Consider the following 23,402-nt stretch of genomic DNA (forward strand, 5'->3'; position numbering starts at 1 on the left):
ACAGTTCGGATTGTGGTGAGAATGGTTCTCAGAATCTATTTAGGAGGTCTTCGTGATCGATCGCTTGTTCCTTTCGCCGACTGTCCACCTGAACATGGGGATGCTGGTGGTAACGGTCAGTATTTTGACGATGGGCTATGTCTGTTGGTTGGCTTGGAAGGGCAAACAGCTTAATCGTTGGGCAAATTTGGCAATTATTAGCATGCAACTGGTGATTATGCTGCAAGCACTATTAGGCATTAAGCTGCTTGATCAGGGCTTGGGTGTTGTGCAGTTGTATATCCATTATGTGGGCGGGCTGGCTCCACTCTTCTTTTGCTCGTTGTTCTACTGGATTCCAATTGCGCGGCCACAGATCAAAACCCGTTTTGCCGCACTAGTCACGGTTGGCTCATTTTTGTTTGTGTTGATGACTTTCACGATCGGCCAAGCCTATGTGAGCGGCTCGATTTAATCGAAGTGATCAGCCGCTCAGTATTTACTATTCTGAGCGGCTGATGCTATTAAATGTGTTCTAGCTCTGTGCGAGTGCGCTCATTTTGTAGGTTGCCAGTGTTAAGGGTGGTGGCTGGCTCAAACAACATCAACCAAACTTCCTCGGTTTCGGCAACCGGACAATGCTCTACGCAACGCGGAACAATGATCATTTCGCCTGGGTTGAGCACTTGGTCTCCATCACGTAACTGCATGCGCAAACGGCCTTGTACCACGAAAAATAATTCATCCTCATGCTCATGATGATGCCACTCGAAAGCCCCTTGAAGTTTGACTAGCTTGACCTGCTGATCGTTGAGTTCGCCGACGACTCGGGGGTTACAATAATCGTTGAAATGGCCAAATTTCTCGACGAGATTGATAACTGTGGACATGAATTCGCTCCTTGATAGGATTTGCCACTTAAACTATAACCCGACGAATGCACTAATGCATCCGTCGGGTTGCTGATCGAACTAACAGTTGGTTAGTTTTCTTGTTGTGCCAAAGGCAAATATTGAGCACCTTGGGTTGTTGCACCTGGTTTTTGCCATACTTCAACGTAATCAACTTCGAGCAGGCCATTGCCCGCCACGATGCTATCGACGGTTGATTGTTTGATACCGAAGTAGGCACAGCCTGCTGGCAATGGATTGCCAGTACAGCCGTTGTAGCCAGCGGGATATTCGCCACCCAAGGCCAAATTCAAGATAAAGAACTTAGGATTGTTATAAGTCCATTGACCATAATCGGCGATGATTTGGGCACGGGTGAAGCTCAGAATTTCACGATCATCGACGAACCATTTGATATAGGTTGGGTCCCATTCGACGGCGTAGGTATGCCAAGCGCCAGTGGTTTGGCCTGCTGGCAAATTGACTAAGCCGCCTGCCGAGCCTGCTCCCCAGTAGCCTGGGCCATGCAGTGCCCCTGAAGTCCAGTTGCCATAGCCGATATTTTCCATAATATCTAGCTCGCCGTTGCCAGGCCAACCAACTTCATTGATATTTGCACCCATCATCCAGAAGGCTGGCCAGTAGCCTTCGCCAACTGGCATTTTCATGCGGGCAACCATTTTGCCATACAAGAAACTTTGGCGGCCTAAGCCGAAAATCCGGCCTGAGGTGAAAGGATAACCGTTGGCGGTTTCTTTGCGGGCGGTGATTTTCAAGGTGCCACCGCTGACAGCGACGTTGTTGCTGGTGTATTGTTGTTGTTCACCATTGACATGAACATCGTTATCATAGGCCCAATTGTTCATGTTCAGGCTGTTGCCATCGAAGTTTTCGACCCAAACGCGGCTGAAACTACCAGTCAATGGGGTTGGCGCTGGATCATAGCTGGGATTGCCTGCATTACAGCCATAGACTTCGAGTTCCCACATTGAGTAGCCATATTCGGTACCCTTTTTGGTCATGTTGATCCGCAAGTAGCGGCCTGTGACTGGAGTGAGGTTGTAGTCGTTGGTGGTTTGGGTGTTGCCAACCACGCTGCGAATATTTGACCAGTTGCTGCGATCATTCGAAACTTGAATTTGGTAATCGGCGGCGTAGGCTGATTCCCACAGAATTCGCACACGGTTGATCGTGGCGCTGGTTGAGCCTAAATCAACATACAACCAAGCATTGGCTGGGCCGCTTGGATACCAGAGATGGCTCCAGCGGGTGGTTGTGGCGTTGCCATCAACGGCTTGGGCTGGGGTCGAGGTTTTCGATTCATAGAACCAAGCGTAAGCGGGTTTGTTCAAGGCAATATTGGTTGAGGTGGTGCAGTTGCCTGGAACGTTGGTTGGTTGGGCAGTTGGCTGCGCCGTCGGTTGGGCAGTTGGCTGCGCCGTTGGTTGTACCGTTGGTTGGATGCTGCCGCTATAAACTTCCAACTCGAATAATGAAATGCCATATTGGGTGGCGCGAGTAACACTTTCGATTCGGACATACCGACCTGTGCCGTTGATGCTCAAATCGTCAACATTGCCATCCCTATTGGTAACGGTTTGGATGGTTGTCCAAGTGTTGGCATCGTTCGAGGTTTGCACGCGATAGCTGCTGGCGTAGGCTGCTTCCCAGCGCAAGACTACCCGATTGAAACTTTGCACACTGCCAAGATCAACTCGAATCCATTGACCATCAGCAAATGTGCTGCTCCAGCGAGTATTAACATTGCCATCAACCGCAAAATTGGCCGTGGTTGCGGCATTTTCGCTGCTTGAGGCGCTAGTCGTTTTGTTCAAGGCAATATTGCTGCTGCCAGCATTGCCATAAACTTCAAATTCAAATAGTGAGATGCCATAGGGGGTGGCGCGGGTGATGCTTTCGACGCGAACATAGCGACCAGTGCCGCTGATATTCAAATCGTCAACATTACCATCGCTATTGGTGATGGTTTGGATGGTTGTCCATGTGTTGGCATCGTTTGAGGTTTGAATGCGATAGCTGCTGGCGTAAGCAGCTTCCCAGCGCAGCACCACATTATTGAAGCTTTGGACGCTGCCAAGATCGACGCGCAGCCATTGACCATCGGCAAACGTGCTGCTCCAACGGGTATTAACGTTGCCGTCGAGCGCCAGGGCTGCGCCAAAATCGGCGTTTTCACTGGTCGAGGCGACGGCAGTTTTGCCGAGCGCGAGGTTGGTGGCGGCAAATGTGCTTTGAGGCTGGCCCAACAAGAGCAGTGGGCTGAGCACCAAACATGCTAATAAAGCTAGGCGTGATGCTCCACGGGAAGAAAACCGTACATTCGAGAACATCGTTGTCGCTCCTTTGGTGAAAAGACCGGACTTATTCCAGTGAGAGTATTAAAACATATTAATAGTTGCTGCTGCAATGCCACAGGTGCTACAAAAACAGCTACAAAATTTGTCTGCTACTTGACACTGCTGTTTGAATAGCTATATACAAAGACCTTTTTGCCGTGTATGTGTGGTGTGAAAGGAACGTTATGGATAGCTATGATGTTGTGGTGATTGGCAGCGGACACAATGCCCTGATCGCGGCGGCTTACTTGGCACGGGCAGGCAAATCGGTGTTGGTGCTCGAAAACAACGATCGGATTGGCGGCTTGGTGCGGACGGAAGAACTGACCTTACCTGGCTTCAAACATGATGTTTATTCCTCGGCTCACCCATTATTTACCACCAGCCAAGCCTATGCCGACCTTGGCGCAGATTTGACGGCCCGTGGTTTGCGCTATATCAACACCGATATTCCAACTGGAGTTTCGTTTAGCGATGGGCGCACGGCGATTTTGCCCCAAGCCTTCGAGGCGGCGCTGGCCGAAGCTGAGCGCTTAGCTACAGGCGATGGTGCAGTGCTTGGTCAAATGTTGGCCTCACTCAACCCCTATGTTGAAGACATTTTTGGCTTGTTTTCGATGGATTTGCAATCGCCAACGGCGCAAACGATGATTCAACGGTTGCTGCGGAGCGAAACTGGCTATTCGCCATTTAGCAAATTGCTATTCGAAACGGCGCGAAATGTCGTCAGCCCATTTCAATCACCAGTGATGCAGGCCATGCTTGCGCCGTGGGTGATGCATCTTGGCCGCACTCCCGATGAAATTGGCAGCGGCTTATGGGTCTATTTGATTGTGCTGGCGACGATGGGCGCAGGCATGGCAACGCCCGAAGGTGGCAGCGAACAATTAGCCCGCGCTTTGGGCAGTTTGATCAGCGACCATGGCGGGGTAATTCGTACTCAGACGGCAGCAACGCGGATTGTGCTGAGTAATGGCAAGGCTAGCGAGGTGCATACCAATACTGGCGAGGCTTTTGGCGTGCGCGAACATGTAATCGCTTCAGTCAATCCTGATCAATTGTATTTGCGTTTGTTGGCCGATTCGCCGCAGCCTGAGCATGTGCTGCAACAAGCCAAAGAGTTTCGCTATGGCCGTGGTTGTGTTCAAATTCATTTGGCGTTGAATGAGCCGCCACGTTGGCCTGATGCGCGTTTCAATCGAATTGGTCAACCACATTTAACCGATGGCCTGAATCAATGCACGTTGGCCGTGGCCCAAGCGATGGCGGGCTTATTGCCAATCAATCCAACCTTTACCGTCGATTGCCCAACCAACCTTGACCCAACTCGTGCGCCAGCAGGCAAAGCAATTATGCGACTCCAAGTGCTTGAAGTGCCATGCCGCCCAGTTGGCGATGCCGCCGGACAGATCGCTGTTGGTGATGGTTCTTGGACGGGCGATTTGACCAAACGTTTTGTTGAGCGGATTTTGGCAATTGTTGAGCGGCATATTCCCAATATTCCATCGAGCGTTGTCGGCTTACACGCAGTTACACCAACCAGTTTAGCCCAATTCAGCCCCAATCTTGGGCCTGGCGATCCCTACGGCGGGGCACACGATTTAGCCCAAAGCTATCTATTGAGTCCTTTGCCCGCCCAACCTAGCCATCGCACGCTGGTTCCGAATATCTTCATGCTGGGAGCAGCAACATGGCCAGGCCATGGGATTAATGGCGGTTCTGGCTATATCGTGGCGAAGCAGCTTTTAGGCTAATTCAATTGGCGGCGCTGGCGTTGCCAACTAATGCCATGCCAAACTGCCCGTAAACAGGCCAACCAAGCGATTCCGCCAATCCAGCCTGCGCTAATATCGGTCGGATAATGCACCGCGAATACAACCCGTGATGTGCCGATCAACACTGCCATGGCTGCCAACCCAATAATAATCCCCCAACGCCGTGATTGGGTATGGCCATAACTGAGAGCTATGGCCATACTGCCATACCAAGCTGCGGCAGCCATGGCATGGCCACTGGGGAAGCTGTAGGTGCTAATCTGGTAAGCTGGCTCGAAGATGCTAGGGCGTGGCCGGGCAAAGCCCTGCTTGAGCAAGGTCATCCAAATGGCCGCGCCAAGCAGGGCCAAAACGATTACGCTCAGGCGACTGCGCCATGCTGTTGGCTTGCGTCGATAGAGCCAATAGCCGACAATTAATGTTTGCAATGCTAAACCGTAGAGCGTGCCAAGCCATGTCGCGAGGTGAAAAATGGGGTTGAGGTAGGGCAACTGAGTGCGCAGCCAAAAACCACCAGCCAAGCCCGCCCGATCAAATTGGCTAATTTCAGGATTGATCAGGCTGGTCAGCCACCAAAAGATTGCAATTAATCCAAGGGTGGCGGCACTCGAAATGAGCAATGCCCGCAAACCATTGAATGTCGTTTCGGAAAGATCGGGTTGCCAACGTGGCTTGGTTGGTGCTTGTTGCATGGTTTCAGGAGCTCCATTATTGATTAAGCAATTGGCCCAACTGGCTGATTGCTGCATCGGCTGAAGCTAGCACCAGTGGTTTAGCGCGTAAACGAGAGCCAATCCAGATCGGCGATTGAACCAGAGTCATTTGCCCGCCAGACCACATACACATCACGCGTGCCAGTTGTGGCATTGCTGAGATTGAAACTGAGCGTTTGGAAATTGTCCCAGCCGCCTGTTCCATTCATGCCTGGGCTTGCCAGCAATGAGCCGGTTGGGCTATCAAGCCGCACTTCGAGCACATAAGCTGTGGTACGTGGCGAACTGTAACGCAAGACAACTTGTTGCGGGCGAGTATTTGCAAAATTCACGCCACTAAGTTTAATCCAATCGCCAGTGTTAGAATAACCGACTTTGGCTCCGCCACTGGCTACTCCTGAATTAACGATTTGCAAGCCATTTTGGCCATTAAAACTTTCGGCTTCAATTCGGCTGTAAGCATCGCGCCCGCTTGCTGGTGGAGTTGGGGTGGCGCTTGGCTGCGGCTGATTCGGCGTGGCACTTGGCTGTGGCGTGCCACCGCAGCGCGTGCTAAAGCCGCGATTGCTCAAATTGGTGCAAAATGTTTGGCGAGCTTGGCTATAGTCGGTTAGTTGGGCGTTATTGAACCAATTGGCATCGTAGGGGAATTCAAAGCCACTTTGGCCATAGTAGCCATCCCAGCCATAGCGCATGTCGATGTTCATGTAGACAATTGCCTTGACCACGCCGCTTAAATTGTGGCTGCCCTCTTGATTGGGCAATGGCCCGTTATAACTCATCAAGCCAAACATGCGTTGCACCCAGGTTGTGACCATGGCATCGGCTTCGGTGCCATTGCTATTCTGGCCTGGCGCAAAATTCATGGGAGCCGATTCCGCTAAGATCATCGGTTTAGCATGATCTTTGGCAAATTTAAGCATGCTCAACACATTGAAATCATAATCGAAATTCTGGGGTGTGGCATTCAAGTTGCCATTGCTATCGCGACGCAGCACATAGCCTTTGCACTGGTTGGTTTGGGTGTCAAAGCCAATTCCAGGTGTGCCGTTGTATTGATATGCCCCTTGGTCGTAAATTGGTAGACATACTTCGTGATTAAATACTGAGAGGCCAATCCAATCGACATTAGTATCGCCTGGATAGAGCTGGGCAAACTCGCCGCGCACTGGGTGATAGATGAACTCTACATTGCCAGCGGTTGCTCGGCTGCGAATCAATTGTGCTACGTAGTTATAGGCATTTTTGTAGGAGCTACAATCGCTGCTTGTACAGTGGAAGGCTGAACTCACTTCATAATCGATGCGCAGCAAAAATTTGCCATTTGGATGACTATTGATATAGTCGATTAATGGTTGAAAATTGCTGTTATAACGACCTGTGGCGATATCGAGCGTGGCTTGGCGCGAGGCTGGTGCATTATCACCTGTGCCGCTCCAACCTGGCGGGTTATCCTTCCAACTTACGCCGATTTGAATATATTGATTGCGGGCAGCTAGAAAATCGGCGTATTGGCGATGAATTTCAACGCCATTTTTGCCTTGATTGAATTTTGCTCCGCGTACCTCGTAGTAAATCGAGCCACCTGCGGGCGTGCCGCCAAGTTGACTAAAATTTTCCCAAGCTCGTTGATTGGATTGACCAATTAGTAGCTGTGGCTGAGCCGGAATTGCTGCTAACGGCGCTTGATTGGCCGTGGCATGGGCACTCCCTACGAGTAATCCAAGCAGGAATAAACTCCAGATCCAGCGATTGTGCAACCAGCGCAGCATATTTGCTCCTTTGCAAAAAAGGGTGGTAGGTTGGCTACCACCCTAAGAATTAAGCTTTTTAGCGGGTGAATGTGATCCAGTCGAGGTCAGCGATAGAGCCAGTGTCATTGGCCTTCCAAACCACATAGACATCGCGGGTGCCAGTTGGCCCGTTGCTGACATTGAAATTGATGGTTTGGAAGGCATCCCAGCCGCCTGTGCCGTTCATGCCTGGGCTGGCTAATAATGGGCCAGTTGGGCTATCGAGGCGCACTTCAAGCACATAGGCGACGCTGCGTGGTGAGCTATAGCGCAAGCTGACGAGTTGCGGGCGTGAGCTACCAAAATTTACGCCGCTGAGCTTAATCCAATCGCCATTGTTGGAATAGCCAACTTTGGCTCCAGCACTGGCGACTCCTGAGCTAACGATTTGCAAGCCACTTTGGCTATTGAAGCTTTCGGCTTCGATGCGGGCATAAGCATCACGCCCGCCTGCTGGTTGGGTTGCGGTTGGTTGTGGTTGATTAGGTGTCGCAGTTGGTTGTGGTTGATTTGGCGTGGCAGTTGGTTGTGGCGAGCCAGTGCCATTAACATAGATCGATTTTTTGAGTTCATTGATAAAATTGGTGCGAATGCTGGCTTGGGCTTGGATTCGTGAATCGCCCCAATAGCCGTTGGGACAGCCAGTGCCGCCAGGTTGGCCGACACATTTCCACAGGGTTTGGCTTTCCCAGTTGGTGTTAATGTAGGCAACTGCGCGAATCACATCGCTGTTGGCTTGGATATAGGCAAAGAATGGCGCATACCATTGTGACCAAATTTCGCTCGCGTTCGTGCCAGTTGGCGCATTGGCAAACAAACAATTTTTGGTCAAGAGGCTGGTGGAATAGCCTTGGGGCGAAGCTTCGGCGATCATCACGGGCTTGCTACGGGCGCGGGCAAAGTTCAAAATACGATTTTGCAATTCGACCGGAGCGATGCTCGTGGCTTGACATGACCATTGGGTGCCAACCGAGCCGCTGTTGTAGAAGGCCGACATCCCGACCCAATCGACATAGGCATCACCTGGATACCAGACATCAAAGTGATCGTTGGTGGTCACAATATAATTCCATTCAGGATGATCAGGATGTTCGTTCAGCGGCCAGGCTGCTGATTGCCAAACCGTAGCAACTTGGGTTGCGCCCAAGGCATCGATCCGGCCTTTGATATAACGAAAAGCCTCTTTGTAGAAGTCGGCGCTATAGCAATTCCATGGGCCATCGTATTCGTAGCCGATGCGCAAAAAGACTTGACGATTGTAGCTTTTGAGTTTGTTGATCAACTCATCAACTTTGGCACGATATTGGTTGATCAGGCTAGGATTGCCAGCGGTTACATCGGCATCGTTGCGGCCCATAATTGCCCGCAATGGTTGGTTATTACAGCCAGTCGAGCTATCCGAGAGATACAAGCCAATCGCCAAAGCTGCATTGGGATATTGGCTCAGGGTGGTATCGAAATTTACCTCGCCTGCGCCCCAATTGGCCGAACCATACATTCCGGCCATGGCTGGTGGATCGCCGCCAAGCAACAAATTGGTGTAGAGCGTCACGCCGCCTGGTTGGGGTGCGCCAAAACCGCCATTGATCACTTGGTTTTTATAATCGGTTAGGGTTGTGCTATCTTGCCCCATAAAAAACAAGATTTTGCCGTTGGCGGGGAGATTGCGGCCACCGACCGCCGCATAGGTGGGGTAGACGTTCAGGTTTAGGGCAATCATTGCCAAAAGGACAACAACAGCAGCGACGGTGCGAAGATGATTGGGCCTCATGCTGATTTCCTTTCTGGAATAAGCGACTTTGCTATAATGCCTCTATCAATGAGCCAATTTGCTGATTTCCACTTCCTGATTACCAGCAAATTCTTAATCTATTATTAAATAAATCAACGATTTAGGCTTGTGTAAAAAAGACAGTGATTTGGCAATTTGGAACATCCTCGCAGTGGAGGCAGGCAATGCAGCGTACCCACCATCCAACAATTGGGGTTTTGGCCGGCTGGCAGATGTATGATGGCTCGTTGCCGCATAGTTATCTTGCGCCTGCCTACCAAGGGATCGCCGCTGCTGCCCGCGACTATCGTTGCAATTTGCTGATGGCATGTGGGATTAATCGTATGCCCTATGTGCCACGTCCGGCTTGGCCTGGCTTAGCTGCGAGTATGGATTTTATTCCGGTTGGGCCGTGGAATACCGCTGGTTTGATTATTTTTCCGGGGACGATGCTGAATGAGCAGCCCGAATTTTGGGCCGATTTGACTGCTAGTGGCCATCCAACCGTCTGTGTTTCGCGCGGTGGCTTGGGGCGTACCTTGGCGATCGATGGCGCAAGCGGGGTGATTCAGGCGCTTGAGCATTTGCTCGAACATGGTCATCGCCAAATTGCCTTGTTGCAAGGCAAACTTGATGTGCCAAGTGATGGCGAGGAACGTTTGCGGGCCTTCGAGCACTATCATCAGCAGCATGGCTTGGTGCTCGATCCACGTTTGATTGCCGAAGGCGACTTTACCCAATTGGGTGGTGAGTTGGCGATGCAGCGCATTTTGCAAGCGGGAGTTTCATTTAGTGCAGTGCTGGCTAGCAATGATGCTATGGCGATTGGAGCCTTGGCGGCGTTGCAACGGGCGGGTTTGCAGGTTCCTAACGATGTGGCCTTGATTGGTTTTGATGATCAATTGATTGCGCGAGCACAAATGCCACCCTTGACCACGATTCGCCAGCCAATTTTTGAAATGGGCTATCGGGCTTTGGAATGGCTGCTTGAGCAGATTCATGGCCAAACTGATGCGCATGAACTTGAGTTGTTTCCGGCACGGTTGGTGGTGCGTGACTCCTGTGGTTGTGGCTCGATTAAGCGTTTGCAACAAACGGAGCTTGAATCAATAACCCAAGCCCAAGTAGTTGGACAATTTAGCCAAACCCTCCTTACCATGACCATGCAGCTGACAACCAACGAAATTCAGCGTTATGCCGCGCAATTAATTGAGGCGTTGTGGGGAAGTTTGACTGCCCACAACGAACAATCATTTTGGCTCGCACTCGATGAACTGTTGCATGAGCTTGACCAGCGTGAGAATGATTGGGATGCGTGGCAAACTGCGCTTGATCAGCTTGAAGTAGCCGTCGAACAATCTGCCGATTTCAGCCAAACCCAACGCGATTTGGCGCACTCAATCTTGCGGCGCTGTCAATTGCGGTTGAGCGAACGGTTGCGGCGTGATGGAGTGCGCGGTTTAGTTCAACAAATTCATGCTGCTGATACGCTTGGTATGATGACGACCCAACTGACGACCGCCACCACTGAGGCGCAGATCTATCAAATTTTGGCTGAATGGCTGCCCCGTTTGGGCATCAGTGCTACCCATATCAATTTTTACGAGCCAAGGGCGGGCGATCCGGTGGCATGGTGTCGCGGTGGTAGCCTAGCCAATGGCGGTTTAAGCTTGAATTATCACTTTGCTAGTCGCCAATTTCCGCCAACTCAGTTGCTAAACGCTGAGCCTCGCCAATTAACCCTTTTGCCATTAATTATCCCCGACAGCAGCAATGGCTTTGTGGCCTTTGAAACCAACTCGTTGGGGGCTTGTGCTGCGGTGGTGATGCAATTGGCTTCGGCCTTGCGCAGTGCTCGTTTATATCAACAGGCCCAAGAGGCTAATCGGCTTAAAAGTCGTTTTTTATCGATGGTTAGCCATGAATTATGTACACCATTGACATTAATTGTTGGGTTAAGCGAGATGTTGCTTGCCCAAGAACAACCTAATCCCGTTCAATCGCTCAGCGATCTTGAGCGGATTCACTTGAGTTCGCAGCACTTGGGGCGTTTGCTGCGCGATGTATTGGATCTTGCCAGTAGCGATTATGGTCAATTACGTTTGGAGCATAAACCTGTTGATTTACAAGCAGTGTTTGAGGTGGTGCGGCTTTCTGGCGAGCAATTAGCCCATTCCAAAGGGCTGAATTGGCAGGCCGACATCCCAACAGAGCTCCCGCAAGTGTGGGGTGATCAAACTCGTTTAGCTCAAATTGCCCTCAATTTAATTAGCAATGCCGTGAAATTTACCCTGCGTGGCACGGTTCGCTTACAGATACAAGTCGCTGATTCAACGATTATCACCACGGTCAGCGATACTGGGTTGGGGATTGCCGAGGCTGACCAAGGTTTGATTTTCGATGAATTTCGGCGCTTGGATCATGGTCATAGTGGTGGTTTAGGCTTAGGTTTGGCAATCGCCAAGCGACTGGTTGAAGGCCATGGCGGCACGATTGGTCTGAATTCGACATTGGGGGTTGGTTCGGATTTCTTTTTTACCCTGCCAATTTTAGCACCTGCCAACCTAAATGTACCGCAATCAAGTGAATTAGCAGCCTTTGGCTTGCCTGAAACTGAAACCAACAATCTGCCGCGCCAGATTTTGGTGGTTGATGATGAAGCCTTAGTTTTGGATTTGCATGTGCGAATGTTGCAAAGCCGTTTGCCAGCTGATCGAATTATTCCGGCCCAGAGTGGCCAAGAAGCCTTGGTCTTAATGCAGCAGCTTGCGCTTGATCTCGTGATTCTTGATTTGATGATGCCGGAACTTGATGGCTTTGCAGTGCTTGACGTGATGCGCTCTAAGGAATCGTTGCGCCAACTGCCAGTGATCGTGCTTTCGGCCCAGATGTTGACCGAACCAGCCATGATTCGGCTGAGCCAGAGCGTTACAACTGTGTTGGTCAAGGGCATGTTTAACGCTCACGAAATTCAGGCCTATGTTGAAGAAGCACTGTCGCAACATCCACAAAGCAGTTATGAAACTCGGCGGATGGTGCGCAAAGCTATGGCTTGGATTCATGCCAATTATGCTGAGCCATTGACTCGTGAAGATTTGGCACGGTATGTTGGGGTTAGTGAGCGCCATTTGACCCGTTGTTTTCGGACGCAAGTTGGCGTAACTCCGATGGCCTATCTTAACCGCTATCGGGTTACGCGGGCCAAAGAGCTATTGCAAACCACCGATACGAGCATTACCGCGATTGCTTTGGCCACAGGTTTTAGCGATAGCGCTCATTTTAGCCATGTTTTTCAAAAAATTGCTGGCAGCTCGCCCTCGGCATTTCGGCGCAACCCAGTGGCTGAGCCAAGCTAGGCCGCAAAAAAACCACGAAGCCGAGGAATTGGCTCCGTGGTTGTTCAATACTGCCGAGTCTGACTAGATCCGGTTGCGGCCCCACCCAAGGTATAGACCTGCCCCGATTAGCATTATCGGCACCCATACCATACCAATACTTAGCAGACCTGGCAAGCTAGCAATTCCGATGATCGTTCCGACCACAAACAAAATTGAAGCTGGAATAAAGCCCCAAAAGCTGTTTGTGCCAAACATTGGCTTACCCAGCAAGCCAATTGCCCCGAAGCCCAAGGCCAACCCCCACACCACCGACATACCATTGGTCAGGTTGGCGAAGGGAATTCCCACGGCCAGCCCAGTCAGAATGCTGGCGGGGATGAAGAGCCCAAACAGCCGCTTAGCGAAGGCAAAGAAGAAGAAACAGCTGGCAATCGTAAATAAAATCATGCTTGGGATAAATGCGTCGGTATCGATCCCAAAATTAAGTGCAATGCTATCGCCACCCATTGCCCGCGCTAAAAACCATAAAACCCCAAACACAATCAGCGCAATCGCGGCGATTCCGCGTGAATCGCGCTGGGTTGTTAGTTGTTGCAACAGTTTATTGCTTGGCGTTTGTTGATTGGTTGGATAGATTGGATAATTGGCTTGAGCGGCCTCAATTTGGCGAGCGCGTTCGGTATCATGCTCGGTATATGGTTGCATAACTTCCTCCTATGGTTTTGGCATGGGTTGGACGACAAAGGTTTCACAGTTGTTGCAGCACTGTGAATAAATGTGAAACTTGTTGGCTCTTTACTCTTGACTATGTTTGTATAATAGCCTGCGCCGGACGTTTTGGCTATATCCAGTTTGTGTATTGGCGGCAATTGCTGCCGATAGCTGCTGCTTGTAACAGGGAAATTATGCGTTTGATTGCGGTTCGTTGGTCGGTGTTGTTGGTCGTGCTTAGTTTGGTCGCTCTAGCCTGGTTGAAACCAACTCAAGCCCAAATTCCACTTGAATCCCCCACTCCTGCTATTACTACAACCACTAATATGTTTAATTGGAATACGTTTCAGCCGATTCCGTTGGCGCGATTTGAGGCTGGCGGGGCGGTTGTTGGTGATAGTTTGTATGTGATTGGCGGTTTTTATACCAACCAAGTTGAGGCTACTGATACAGTTTTTGTCTACAACATCACCACTAATCAATGGCGAATCTGCGCTAATATTCCCGAAGCGATGACGCATGCCCCTGTGGTTGCCGATGGCCATTTGATTTATGTATTGGGTGGCTATATTGGCAATTCGCCTGGTGGCAGCACTGATCATGTGTGGGTCTATAACACGCTGACCAATGCTTGGAGCCGTGGCCCCGATTTGCCCGAAGATCGCGGCGCTGCTGGGGCAACCAAACTTGGCCGTGAAATTCACTTTTTTGGTGGAGCGCATCGACGTAATTTGCACCTCGAAGAATGGGATAGCAACAAACATTTTGTGCTGAATTTGGATACTCAAGTTTGGCGTACTGCCGCGCCCATGCCCAATGCCCGCAATCACCTTGGAGCGGCGACGCTGAATGGCTATGTCTATGCAATTGGCGGCCAATATTTAGCTGCCGAATCAACAGCGGCTCAAGTTGAAGTAAATCGTTATGACCCCAGCACTGACACTTGGACACGAGTCGCCGATTTGCCCAAAGGTCGCGGGCATATTACCTCGTCGGTGTTTGAAGTCGATGGCCGAATTATGGTCGTGGGCGGCTCGGTTAATGGTGGCGATTATGGCTTGGCTTCTGCCGATGTGATGCTATACGATCCCAATGATGATGTTTGGATGAAATTAACCTCGATTCCTGGGGTGCGCAAAACTCCAGTTGCCGCAGCCTATGGCAACAAAATTTTGGTAACGACTGGTGGCTATGTGCCCAATCCCGAAATGTGGATCGGCCAGCTTGAAAATCACTGGGAATTAGCGCGAACCTTGCCAATTTCACTGGGCGAGGCCTCTGGCGGGGTTATCGGCAATAAAATGTATCTGGTTGGCGAGAGCAATGGGGCAACCACTGCCTTTGATCTTGGGGCGAATTCGTGGAATGCTGGCTTGGCCCAACGCCCCTATAAAACCCATAGTCATAGCGCCCAAGTCTGGAATCAGCGGCTCTATTTGTTTGGTGGGGCTGGCACAAGCGCAGGCAAAGTGCAAATTTACCAACCTTCTAGCAATAGTTGGTCGCAAGGCACGGTCATGCCATTTGCGACAATGGCGGCTAGCTCAGCATTAATTGATGGCAAAATCTATGTTGCAGGCGGAATTGTCAGCGGCAATACCTCAAATTATCATGCCACTTATGATCCAACCGCCAACACTTGGGCCAATTTGCCAAACATGCCTTTAGCTCGTAATGGTGCTGCTGGCGGCACAGATGGCCGCTTTTTCTATCTGTTTGGCGGGCGGGCGAGTGGCTCAACTGGTGCTGCCAGCAACGATCTGCAAATCTATGATCCACTAACCCAAACGTGGACGAGCAGCGCCAGCGACCTAACGATTCCGCCATTACCCCAAGCTCGTGCCGATCTGGGTCAAGCAATTTGGTATAAAGGTGAGTTCTATCTGCTGGGCGGAGCTGATCAGGCAGGTGTGAGCAATCGAGTTGATGTGTACAACCCGTTGACCAAGAGTTGGCGCAGCGTTGCCCCAATGCCAACCGCCCGTCAAGGTCATGCCCCAATCTTGGTTGGCGGGCGAATCTATGTGCCGGCTGGCGGAACTCAAGCCAGCAGCAGCCAATCGCGAATTTTCGAGGTCTATAATCCTGGCTTGGCTGCGACCCAAATTCCTGCAACGGCCACGCCGACTGAAACGCTGACTGAAATTCCAACGGCAACGAATACAGCCACGCCAACCGAAACGCCGACAAATACGGCTACGCCGACTGAAATTCCAACGGCAACGAATACAGCCACGCCAACTGAAACGCCAACTGAAATTCCAATGGCAACTGAAACACCAACCGACATTCCAACGGCGACAAATACGCCGACTGAAATTCCAACCGACATTCCAACGGCAACGAATACAGTAACGGCGACGAATACCGCAACACCAACGCTGACAGATACGCCGACAGCGACGAATACGGTAACCGACATTCCGACGGCAACAAATACGCCAACGAATATGGCAACTGAAACACCAACTGATATTCCAACAAATACGGCAACTGAAACACCAACCGATATGCCAACGGCGACGAATACGGCAACGGCAACGGATACCAAAACGCCAACAGCTACGCCGACCGACATTCCAACGGCAACGAATACCGTAATACCAACGCTGACAGCTACGCTGACAGCGACGAATACCGCAACACCAACAGCGACTTATACCAACACGGTTGTACCAACTGAGACCGCCTTGCCCACGACCACCTCAATCCATCAGTTTCGGGTTTATTTGCCGTGGGCGATGCGCTAATTGGTTGATTGATCCAGAAAATCAAGTACCAATTGATTGAAAAGCGTTGGATTATCCATATTGGCGCAATGCCCCGCGTTTGGTAGCACATGGTAGCCGATTGTTGGTTGCTGTTGTTTCCATTCGCGGGCTGCTTGCAAGGCAATTGGCTGATCGTGCTCGCCCACCAAAACCAAGAGTTTTTGTTGGGGTGCTACTTCGTTTGGATGCATAATTTGATTCAACTTGCTCATTAGGCGAAATGATGAGCGCGAAAAAAACTGCATGCGTTGATAAAATAATTCCTGCCCAGCTGGATAGAACACACTGATTCTTGCCACATAGCGCCGAAACCGCTCGATTGAAAACAGCACCATGAACATCCATTTGAGCATTTCTTTGCGTTGTGCCCGCATCACCGCCCGTTGATCGCCAAAAATACTGTAGCCACCCACAACCGTTACACTAGCCACCAAATGCTGATAACGATAGGCGAATTCTTGGGCGATCAATGAGCCAAGCGAAACGCCCAAAACATGAGCTTGCGCTTGGTTTTCGTTTTGTAAGATGGCGGCCAAATATTCAGGCGTGCGTTCGATGCCAATCAAGGCTTTGCTTGGTTGCGAACGACCATGGCCAGGTAAATCGATTAAGATGACATAATGAAGTTTGGCAAAGCTATCAATCTGCTGAGCAAAGCATTGATGATCGCCAAACGCTGGGTGAATTAAGATTAAAGCTGGGTTGTTGGGGTTGCCTACAGTGTAGTAGTGCAAATTAAAATCGTGTAAATTAATCGTTTTAGCGCTTAATTGATTATTCATTGCCTGATTCCTCAAGTTTTTTTAGCAGTTGTTGATACCAATTAATATTGAAACTGTAGTAGGCTACGCCATACTCCAAGGTTAGCCATTGGAAATCAGCGAGCGCTTGTTGTTCAGCTGCTACATTGATTTGCTCGCGCTCACGCAACAAGCTGTTGAGTTGGGCATGGACCACTTGCACACTCCCAATATGTTCACGCAACAGCCGAATTTGCTCGCTTGGGGCGAGAAAGCCCATAAAAAACAAACGGGTCAAGGCTGGATCTTTGACCTTCTCTTGGGGAATTGCGCTCGCCAGCCATTGCTCAAACAACGTTTGGCCGATTGGCGTGATGCTATAAATTTTTTTGAATCGCCCACCCTCAACCTGCTCCTGTACCGTCACTGCTTGTTTTGCCACCAATTTTTCAATCGCGCTGTTGATGCTGCCAAAGCTGGCGCTATAAAACAACGAGATCGTCTCCTCAAGAATTTTCTTGATCTCGTAGATGCTGCGTTGCCTGAGCATCAACAACCCTAGAATTACATGTTCCATAATATATCCTTGCGTTATATATCTAATAGTAATATAGATTGAGCGATTGTCAAGCCTTGCAATTTGAAGTGCTTGCGCTGATTTGCTATGATCATGCTCGGGCTGAAAAATTTTCGTAGTTTGCGAGGTATTGAACAATGGGCCAAAATTCAGCCAGCATCAAACCAGAATCATGGTTGGTTTCAGCGGGGCGCGGTTCGCAGCCAGGTGATCCATTGAATGTGCCCTTGGTTCCGGCATCGAACTTTATCATTGGCAGTGGCCGTGAATATTCGCGTGATGATGGCACGCCAACCTGGGAAGCGCTTGAGGCGGTGGTTGGTGGCTTAGAGGGTGGCGAGGCCTTGGCATTTGCTTCGGGCATGGCCGCGATTGCCGCAGTTTTTGATCAACTGGCGGTTGGCTCACAGGTTGTCTTGCCCGATGATTGTTATCAAGGCGTTGCTGGCCTTGCTGCTGCTGGCCAACAGCGTGGGCGTTGGTCTGTCCAGCGCGTAGCGGTCGATGATCCTGAAGCTTGGGTGCGAGCCTGTGCCGATGCCGACCTGATTTGGCTTGAATCGCCATCGAATCCATTGCTGACCGTGGCCGATCTAGAGCTGATTTGTGCTGCGCCACGTAAACCCAGCGCGATTGTGGGGGTTGATAATACTTTTGCCACACCGTTAAATCAGCAACCACTGGCGTTTGGCGCAACCGTCGCAATTCAATCGGCGACGAAATTTATTGGCGGCCACTCGGATTTATTGGCTGGCGTAGCGACGACCAACGATGCGGCGCTTTGGCATGCGCTCAAGAAATCGCGTGAGTTAACTGGCGCAACCCCAGGCACACTTGAAGCCTATTTGGCGGTACGCGGCGCACGCACCTTGGCCGTGCGTTTGCAACGAGCACAACAAACTGCCATGCTGCTGGCCGAGCGACTTGAGGCCCATCCGCAGATTATGCGCGTGCGCTACCCTGGGCTTCGATCGCACCCAACCTATGCTGTAGCTCAACGGGTACTCAAGGGTTTTGGTACAATTATTTCGTTTGATGTGTTGGGTGGCGCTGTGGCTGCTGATCGTGTGTGTCAGCAGGTTAAATTGATTCATCATGCCACTAGCCTTGGGGCTGTTGAATCGACCATGGAACGGCGGGCGGCGATTCCTGGGCAGGAGCATCTACCACCAGCATTGTTGCGTTTGAGTGTTGGGATTGAGGATGCCGACGATCTGTGGCATGATCTATCAACAGCTATCGCCGCTAGCTCGCTTTAATCAGTAAATGTGACCTCTTATTCTCAGCCCTGCTTCTACTGAAATGGAGCAGGGTCTTTGATTTTTTGATAAAGGTAGGATTTATGAAATTTGTTTCATTTCGACGCTATGGCGAAGGCTCCGAGGCACGGGCTGGGGCTTGGTTGCCAATGGGAATCATCGATCTGCAAGCAGCAGCAGGTTTAGTTTTCGAAGATTTACCCCATGATTGGTCGCTGATGAGTATGTTGCAACACGAATCCGATGGCTATGGCATTGATGCCGCAGTTCAAATTGTTTCGGCGGTGGTTGATTTGCTTGGTGGTGGCGGCGATGGGATCGAGTGGGATGATCCCGATGCGATTAATAGCATGCTCTCGTTGGGCGGTGAAACCGTGATTTATCCGCCCGATAGCGTGCGGTTGTTAGCGCCAATCCCTCAGCCACCAACCATTCGCGATTTTTACGCCTTCGAGCAACATGTGCGTGAAATTCGCGCTCAGCATGGTCGCTCCGTGCCTAGCACGTGGTACGATATGCCAGTGTTTTACTTTGGTAATCCTACCACCGTGCTTGGTCCAGATAGCGATCTGATGATGCCGCGCACCAGCCAACTTGATTATGAGTTGGAAATTGCAGCAGTGATCGGCAGGCCATGCCGCGATATTGAGCCAGCTGAAGCTGAATATTATATTGCTGGCTTGATGGTGATGAATGATTGGTCGGCTCGCGATATTCAGGCTCGTGAGATGAGCGTTGGCTTGGGTCCAGCCAAGGGCAAAGATTTTGCCACCTCATTCGGGCCAGCTCTGATCACACTTGACGAAATTGAGGATAAAGCGCTGGGTGATGGGCGTTACGATTTGGCGATGGTCGTGCGGGTTAATGGTGAAGAGCGTGGTCGTGCCTCATTTGCCGATATTTACTATACGCTCGGCGAATTGATTGCCCATGCTTCACGCGATGTTACCTTGCTGCCAGGCGAAATTATTGGCTCTGGCACGGTTGGCACTGGCTGTTTGCTCGAAACAACTCATGGCGAAGGGCCATGGCTTGAGGTCGGCGATGTGGTCGAACTCGAAATCGAACGCATTGGCATCTTGCGCAACACAATTGTTGATCGCGATAGCTAATTACTCGCTATGTGCAGACTTAGCCATGGCCATCCAAACAATAAAACTGAGCTACCAACCGGAATGATTGATATGGGTAACCTACCTAGTTGACTTAGGATGATACACATTGATCAAAAACTCAGATGGCTTTGATAGATCGCGATCCGAAAGGAGGTTCCTGCTGATTAGAGTTTGATCTGTGGGGAATCTGGTTGCATCGCTACAAGAGTCTGAAGTCGTCGCCAAAACAGCACGGCGGTCACTATTCCGCCGCTCAGCCCGCCTATCGATGCTGCGGGGATCGTTGCATAAAACTCGAGTATCCCAATGAGTGGCATGAACAATCCGATTCCGAACAGCAGACCACCGAGGCTTCCACTTATGATGAGGCGGCGTTTGGTCACCGATGGGCAGAAACGATAGAACAGCCAAGCGTAGAGCCAGCCTAAGCCAGATCCAACCATCAAACCTGGAATCAACGCGCAGATCGGCACCCCTACGATCGCCGATGGCTCCAGCGTCGCTGGCGATTCATAGCGCAGCGACAACAGTCCTGCAGCGAGGCCATAGATGAAGCCGCCGCAGCTGCCGCCAGCAAGACCGCTTCTGCTACCAAGACCAGTGAGGACACGCCGCGGATAGCGACGGAGAACGAACGAGGATTTCGTGGATGGCACGTTATACATCAACTACCTCCGCTTTATGTGCGTTGTGTCATGGTATTGATTATAACTGTGATGCTGAAGTCATGGAGATGCAAGGATACCAGCGTCATCATGAAGATAGCGTGATCCCCGTTAAACTTGATCCGTGGTGGCAGTAGCTTCGACTGCCACCACGCTGATCGCAGGCTAGGCTTGGCCCAAGGCAACCTGCTTCGGAGCTTGCTGAGCCAGAACCTGGAACGTTTTGCGCACTGCCTCGACCGCAGGCAATGGATTGTAGCCCAACTCACGTTTGGCTTTGGCAATCGACAAACGTTGTTCTACGCCGCAATATAGCCCAACTTGGCTGCGCAAAATCATTGGTTCGCGGCCTGTGACATTCGCCACCAACTCCATCATGCCAGCTGCGACATTGGTAATGCCTTTCGATACCCGCATTGGCACTTTGATTTTGGGATTGAACTCTTGGGCGATTTCAAAGATTCGTCGTAATGGTAACGATTGATCATTCGCCAAAATATAGCGTTCGCCTGCCCGACCTTGGCGTTCAGCAGCGATCAGCCCTTCGGCGACATCAGCCACATCGACAAAATTAAAATCCATATTGATATCTAGCGGCATTTTATTGCTCAATACCAACTCCAAAATCCCTAACGATGGTGTAGTACGGCCATTGGGATCGCCGATGATCGTGCCTGGCAAGCCTGCCACCATCTCCAAGCCATATTCCTTAGCCAACTTCCACGCCAACTGTTCCGAGGCGATTTTCGATTGATAATACGGATTGCCATAGGTATATTGATTCCAAGTTGTTTCATCTGCTGGGATTTGGCGCTGAGGATTATTTTTATCAACTGCCGCGATTGAACTGACATATACCACCCGTTTGACCCCAGCCTGCGCCGCTGCTCGCAGAATATTGCGCGTGCCCTCAACATTTGGTTGAATGATCTCGCGTTGTGGATTGCGCGACCAATGCTTGAATACCGCTGCTACTTGATAGAGTGTATCAACTCCAACCAAGGCTTGTTGCAGCGAATCCATATCCATCAAATCGGCATACACTTGCTCGTAGGCCAGTTGCGGCTTGATTTGGCTGCGATTGCGCACGCTGGCCCGCACATCAACCCCACGTTCAACCAACATTTGGGCTAAAACCGAGCCTAAATGGCCATTCGCTCCAGTAACCAACACGCGCTTGCTCATGATTATTCCTTTCAGGATAAACTAGACAAATAGTTTATCTAGTTTTAGATAAAAAAAGAGACTAATGCAATAGAATAAACTATATCCTAAGAATAGATAGTTTATTCTAAAAAAATCAACCGCTATAAAGATCGGCCAAGGTAACCGCTTGCAACTCTTGTTTCATGGCAGCTTCGGCGCGTTGCAGGCTAGCGACCATACGTTGACGAGCGGCTAGCGCCTCGATTTTTGGCTCGGTTGGGTGAATATTCAGCCGAAACAAGGGCTTGGCTTGCTCAATCGCATTAAAAATATCCAAGAGATTGATTACTTGACTGTTACGCGTTAAGCGCACACCGCCTTTCGCTCCCTCGCGGGTTTCAATTAAGCCGGCATTGGTCAGCGATTGCACAACCTTGACCACACTGGGTTTGGCAATGCCTAAAAAATCGGCGATTTCATGGGTTGGCACAAAATCGTAGATTTGCTCCTCGATTTTATAGGTGATGTAGAGGCTGATGGCAATTGCCTGTGAAAACGCCAGTGAATAGCTCATAACGCTCGTCAATAATTTATACTAGATATATTGTATATTTAGTTCAACGTTTGTCAAGCATGAATTTTAGAGCATTAACGACCAAGGATGATCGCCAATCGCCTAATTGGGTGATGCTGAAATAGCGTTGCCTTTGCTACGATCAAGCTCGTTCTTTTAACTAGGAGGTTGATCAATGCAAATCCAGCGCGTGTGCTATTTTCTAGGCTTGCTTGGGGTAAGTCTTAGCTTGTTTAGTTGCAGCCGAGCCAATCGCCAAGCTGCCGCCGTTTCCCCGAACCTAACCAGCCAAGCTGCTGAGCCAGAGAGCCTTGGCCTGCCCAAAGGCACACTACACGAAGCCGAATTGCTGGTCGCTGACGAAACCCGCAGCTTTATCTATTATCTGCCAGCAAAGCTTGACCCAGCCGGAGCGCCATTGGTTTTTATGTTGCATGGCGGCGGTGGGCTTGGCAATTCGGCCATGACATTAACCACCCAAGAACGTTGGAATACCCTCGCCGACCAACATGGCTTTATTGTGGCCTATCCTGATGGCATGAATCGACGCTGGAACGATTGTCGCAGCGATTGGGATAATCCTTCAACCAGCGATGATGTGCAATTTATCAGCAAGTTGATTGACCATTTTGCTCAACGCTATGCAATCGATCAGACGCGGGTTTATGCTACAGGCCACTCCAATGGCTCGATGATGTCGCTACGACTAGCGCTCGAATTGCCTGATCGGATTGCGGCGGTGGTTGGTAGCGCGGGGTATATGGCCCAAAATAGCCAGTGTAAAGTGTTGGGCACGCCTGCCCCGTTGATGCTGTTGGCGGGCACTGCCGACCCAATTATGCCCTATGCTGGTGGGTTAATTGATATTCCAGGCGATAGCCAGCAAGGCCAAGTGCTTTCCGCCGAGGCGACTATCCAAATGTGGCTCGATATGTTGAGCCTTACCAACTCGCCCAGCATTAGCCATTTGCCTGATGTTAACCCTGATGATCATAGCACGGTGACGATCAGTAGCTACCAAGATAACCTTGTTAGCTTCTATCGGATTGATGGTGGCGGGCATAGTTGGCCCAGCCTCGACCAGCCATCACGCTTGAAAGAACGCCAAAACCCGCATAACCGCGATTTTTATGCTGCCGACGCAGCTTGGGAATTTATGCAGCAACATCGGCTTGGTGAATAGAGTTTTTTGATCCACGAAGGACACGAAGCACGCGAAGGATGAGGC

18 protein-coding genes are annotated in these 23,402 nt (G+C 50.6%); 7 read left to right on the forward strand and 11 right to left on the reverse strand.

Annotated elements, in window-relative coordinates; all coding sequences use genetic code 11:
- Nucleotides 1-52 precede the first annotated feature (52 nt).
- On the forward strand, nt 53-454 hold the full coding sequence (locus tag LCH85_14000) for a hypothetical protein (GenBank protein MCA0353101.1): 402 nt from the start codon (nt 53-55) through the stop codon (nt 452-454).
- A gap of 49 nt (nt 455-503) precedes the next feature.
- Here LCH85_14000 and LCH85_14005 read toward each other — a convergent pair whose 3' ends face one another.
- Together LCH85_14005 and LCH85_14010 are read right to left on the reverse strand one after the other, a co-directional pair.
- Nucleotides 504-869, reverse strand: coding sequence for a cupin domain-containing protein (locus tag LCH85_14005; GenBank protein MCA0353102.1), 366 nt, complete (start codon nt 867-869; stop codon nt 504-506).
- Nucleotides 870-961: 92 nt separating this feature from the next.
- A complete protein-coding gene (locus tag LCH85_14010) occupies nt 962-3,220 on the reverse strand; it encodes a discoidin domain-containing protein (GenBank protein MCA0353103.1) in 2,259 nt (752 codons plus the stop codon).
- A gap of 191 nt (nt 3,221-3,411) precedes the next feature.
- Here LCH85_14010 and LCH85_14015 point away from each other — a divergent pair, with 191 nt between their 5' ends.
- Nucleotides 3,412-4,980, forward strand: coding sequence for an NAD(P)/FAD-dependent oxidoreductase (locus LCH85_14015; GenBank protein MCA0353104.1), 1,569 nt, complete (start codon nt 3,412-3,414; stop codon nt 4,978-4,980).
- On the opposite strand, the gene LCH85_14020 is transcribed toward LCH85_14015, so the two are convergent.
- From LCH85_14020 to LCH85_14030, 3 genes are all read right to left on the reverse strand, one after another.
- Nucleotides 4,977-5,693 carry a phosphatase PAP2 family protein gene (locus tag LCH85_14020; protein MCA0353105.1) on the reverse strand — a complete coding sequence of 239 codons (717 nt, stop codon included), beginning with the start codon at nt 5,691-5,693 and terminating at the stop codon, nt 4,977-4,979. The two genes, LCH85_14015 and LCH85_14020, sit on opposite strands and share 4 nt — an antisense overlap.
- A gap of 80 nt (nt 5,694-5,773) precedes the next feature.
- Nucleotides 5,774-7,486 (reverse strand): carbohydrate-binding protein, encoded by a 1,713-nt coding sequence (locus LCH85_14025; protein MCA0353106.1) that lies wholly within the window; start codon nt 7,484-7,486, stop codon nt 5,774-5,776.
- Between the two features lie 58 nt (nt 7,487-7,544).
- Nucleotides 7,545-9,278: a carbohydrate-binding protein gene (locus LCH85_14030; GenBank protein MCA0353107.1), complete on the reverse strand. Its 1,734-nt coding sequence runs from the start codon at nt 9,276-9,278 to the stop codon at nt 7,545-7,547.
- 185 nt (nt 9,279-9,463) lie between these two features.
- Between LCH85_14030 and LCH85_14035 the strand changes: the two genes are divergently transcribed.
- On the forward strand, nt 9,464-12,634 hold the full coding sequence (locus LCH85_14035) for a substrate-binding domain-containing protein (protein MCA0353108.1): 3,171 nt from the start codon (nt 9,464-9,466) through the stop codon (nt 12,632-12,634).
- Nucleotides 12,635-12,697: 63 nt separating this feature from the next.
- On the opposite strand, the gene LCH85_14040 is transcribed toward LCH85_14035, so the two are convergent.
- A complete protein-coding gene (locus tag LCH85_14040; protein ID MCA0353109.1) occupies nt 12,698-13,321 on the reverse strand; it encodes a hypothetical protein in 624 nt (207 codons plus the stop codon).
- A gap of 200 nt (nt 13,322-13,521) precedes the next feature.
- Here LCH85_14040 and LCH85_14045 point away from each other — a divergent pair, with 200 nt between their 5' ends.
- Entirely contained in the window at nt 13,522-16,077 is a 2,556-nt protein-coding gene (locus LCH85_14045; GenBank protein MCA0353110.1) for a hypothetical protein, read from the forward strand.
- Here the strand turns inward: LCH85_14045 and LCH85_14050 are convergent.
- Both LCH85_14050 and LCH85_14055 read right to left on the reverse strand, forming a co-directional pair.
- Nucleotides 16,074-16,880, reverse strand: a complete 807-nt coding sequence (locus tag LCH85_14050; GenBank protein MCA0353111.1) for an alpha/beta hydrolase — start codon at nt 16,878-16,880, stop codon at nt 16,074-16,076. The genes LCH85_14045 and LCH85_14050 overlap by 4 nt on opposite strands.
- Nucleotides 16,873-17,415, reverse strand: coding sequence for a PadR family transcriptional regulator (locus LCH85_14055; GenBank protein MCA0353112.1), 543 nt, complete (start codon nt 17,413-17,415; stop codon nt 16,873-16,875). The genes LCH85_14050 and LCH85_14055 overlap by 8 nt, the downstream gene beginning before the upstream one ends.
- Nucleotides 17,416-17,552: 137 nt before the next feature.
- Between LCH85_14055 and LCH85_14060 the strand changes: the two genes are divergently transcribed.
- Nucleotides 17,553-18,674: a PLP-dependent transferase gene (locus LCH85_14060; protein ID MCA0353113.1), complete on the forward strand. Its 1,122-nt coding sequence runs from the start codon at nt 17,553-17,555 to the stop codon at nt 18,672-18,674.
- Between the two features lie 83 nt (nt 18,675-18,757).
- Entirely contained in the window at nt 18,758-19,786 is a 1,029-nt protein-coding gene (locus tag LCH85_14065) for a fumarylacetoacetate hydrolase family protein (GenBank protein ID MCA0353114.1), read from the forward strand.
- Nucleotides 19,787-19,953: 167 nt separating this feature from the next.
- Here the strand turns inward: LCH85_14065 and LCH85_14070 are convergent, their stop codons facing one another.
- From LCH85_14070 to LCH85_14080, 3 genes are all read right to left on the reverse strand, one after another.
- Nucleotides 19,954-20,454, reverse strand: a complete 501-nt coding sequence (locus tag LCH85_14070; protein MCA0353115.1) for a hypothetical protein — start codon at nt 20,452-20,454, stop codon at nt 19,954-19,956.
- A 165-nt stretch (nt 20,455-20,619) separates the two neighbouring features.
- Nucleotides 20,620-21,639 carry an NAD-dependent epimerase/dehydratase family protein gene (locus LCH85_14075; protein ID MCA0353116.1) on the reverse strand — a complete coding sequence of 340 codons (1,020 nt, stop codon included), beginning with the start codon at nt 21,637-21,639 and terminating at the stop codon, nt 20,620-20,622.
- Between the two features lie 115 nt (nt 21,640-21,754).
- Nucleotides 21,755-22,174 carry an Rrf2 family transcriptional regulator gene (locus LCH85_14080; GenBank protein MCA0353117.1) on the reverse strand — a complete coding sequence of 140 codons (420 nt, stop codon included), beginning with the start codon at nt 22,172-22,174 and terminating at the stop codon, nt 21,755-21,757.
- A gap of 175 nt (nt 22,175-22,349) precedes the next feature.
- Here LCH85_14080 and LCH85_14085 point away from each other — a divergent pair, with 175 nt between their 5' ends.
- Nucleotides 22,350-23,357, forward strand: a complete 1,008-nt coding sequence (locus LCH85_14085) for an alpha/beta fold hydrolase (GenBank protein ID MCA0353118.1) — start codon at nt 22,350-22,352, stop codon at nt 23,355-23,357.
- The last annotated feature ends 45 nt before the right edge of the window (nt 23,358-23,402 follow it).

It is taken from the genome of Chloroflexota bacterium (assembly GCA_020161265.1).
Classification (GTDB): domain Bacteria; phylum Chloroflexota; class Chloroflexia; order Chloroflexales; family Herpetosiphonaceae; genus Herpetosiphon.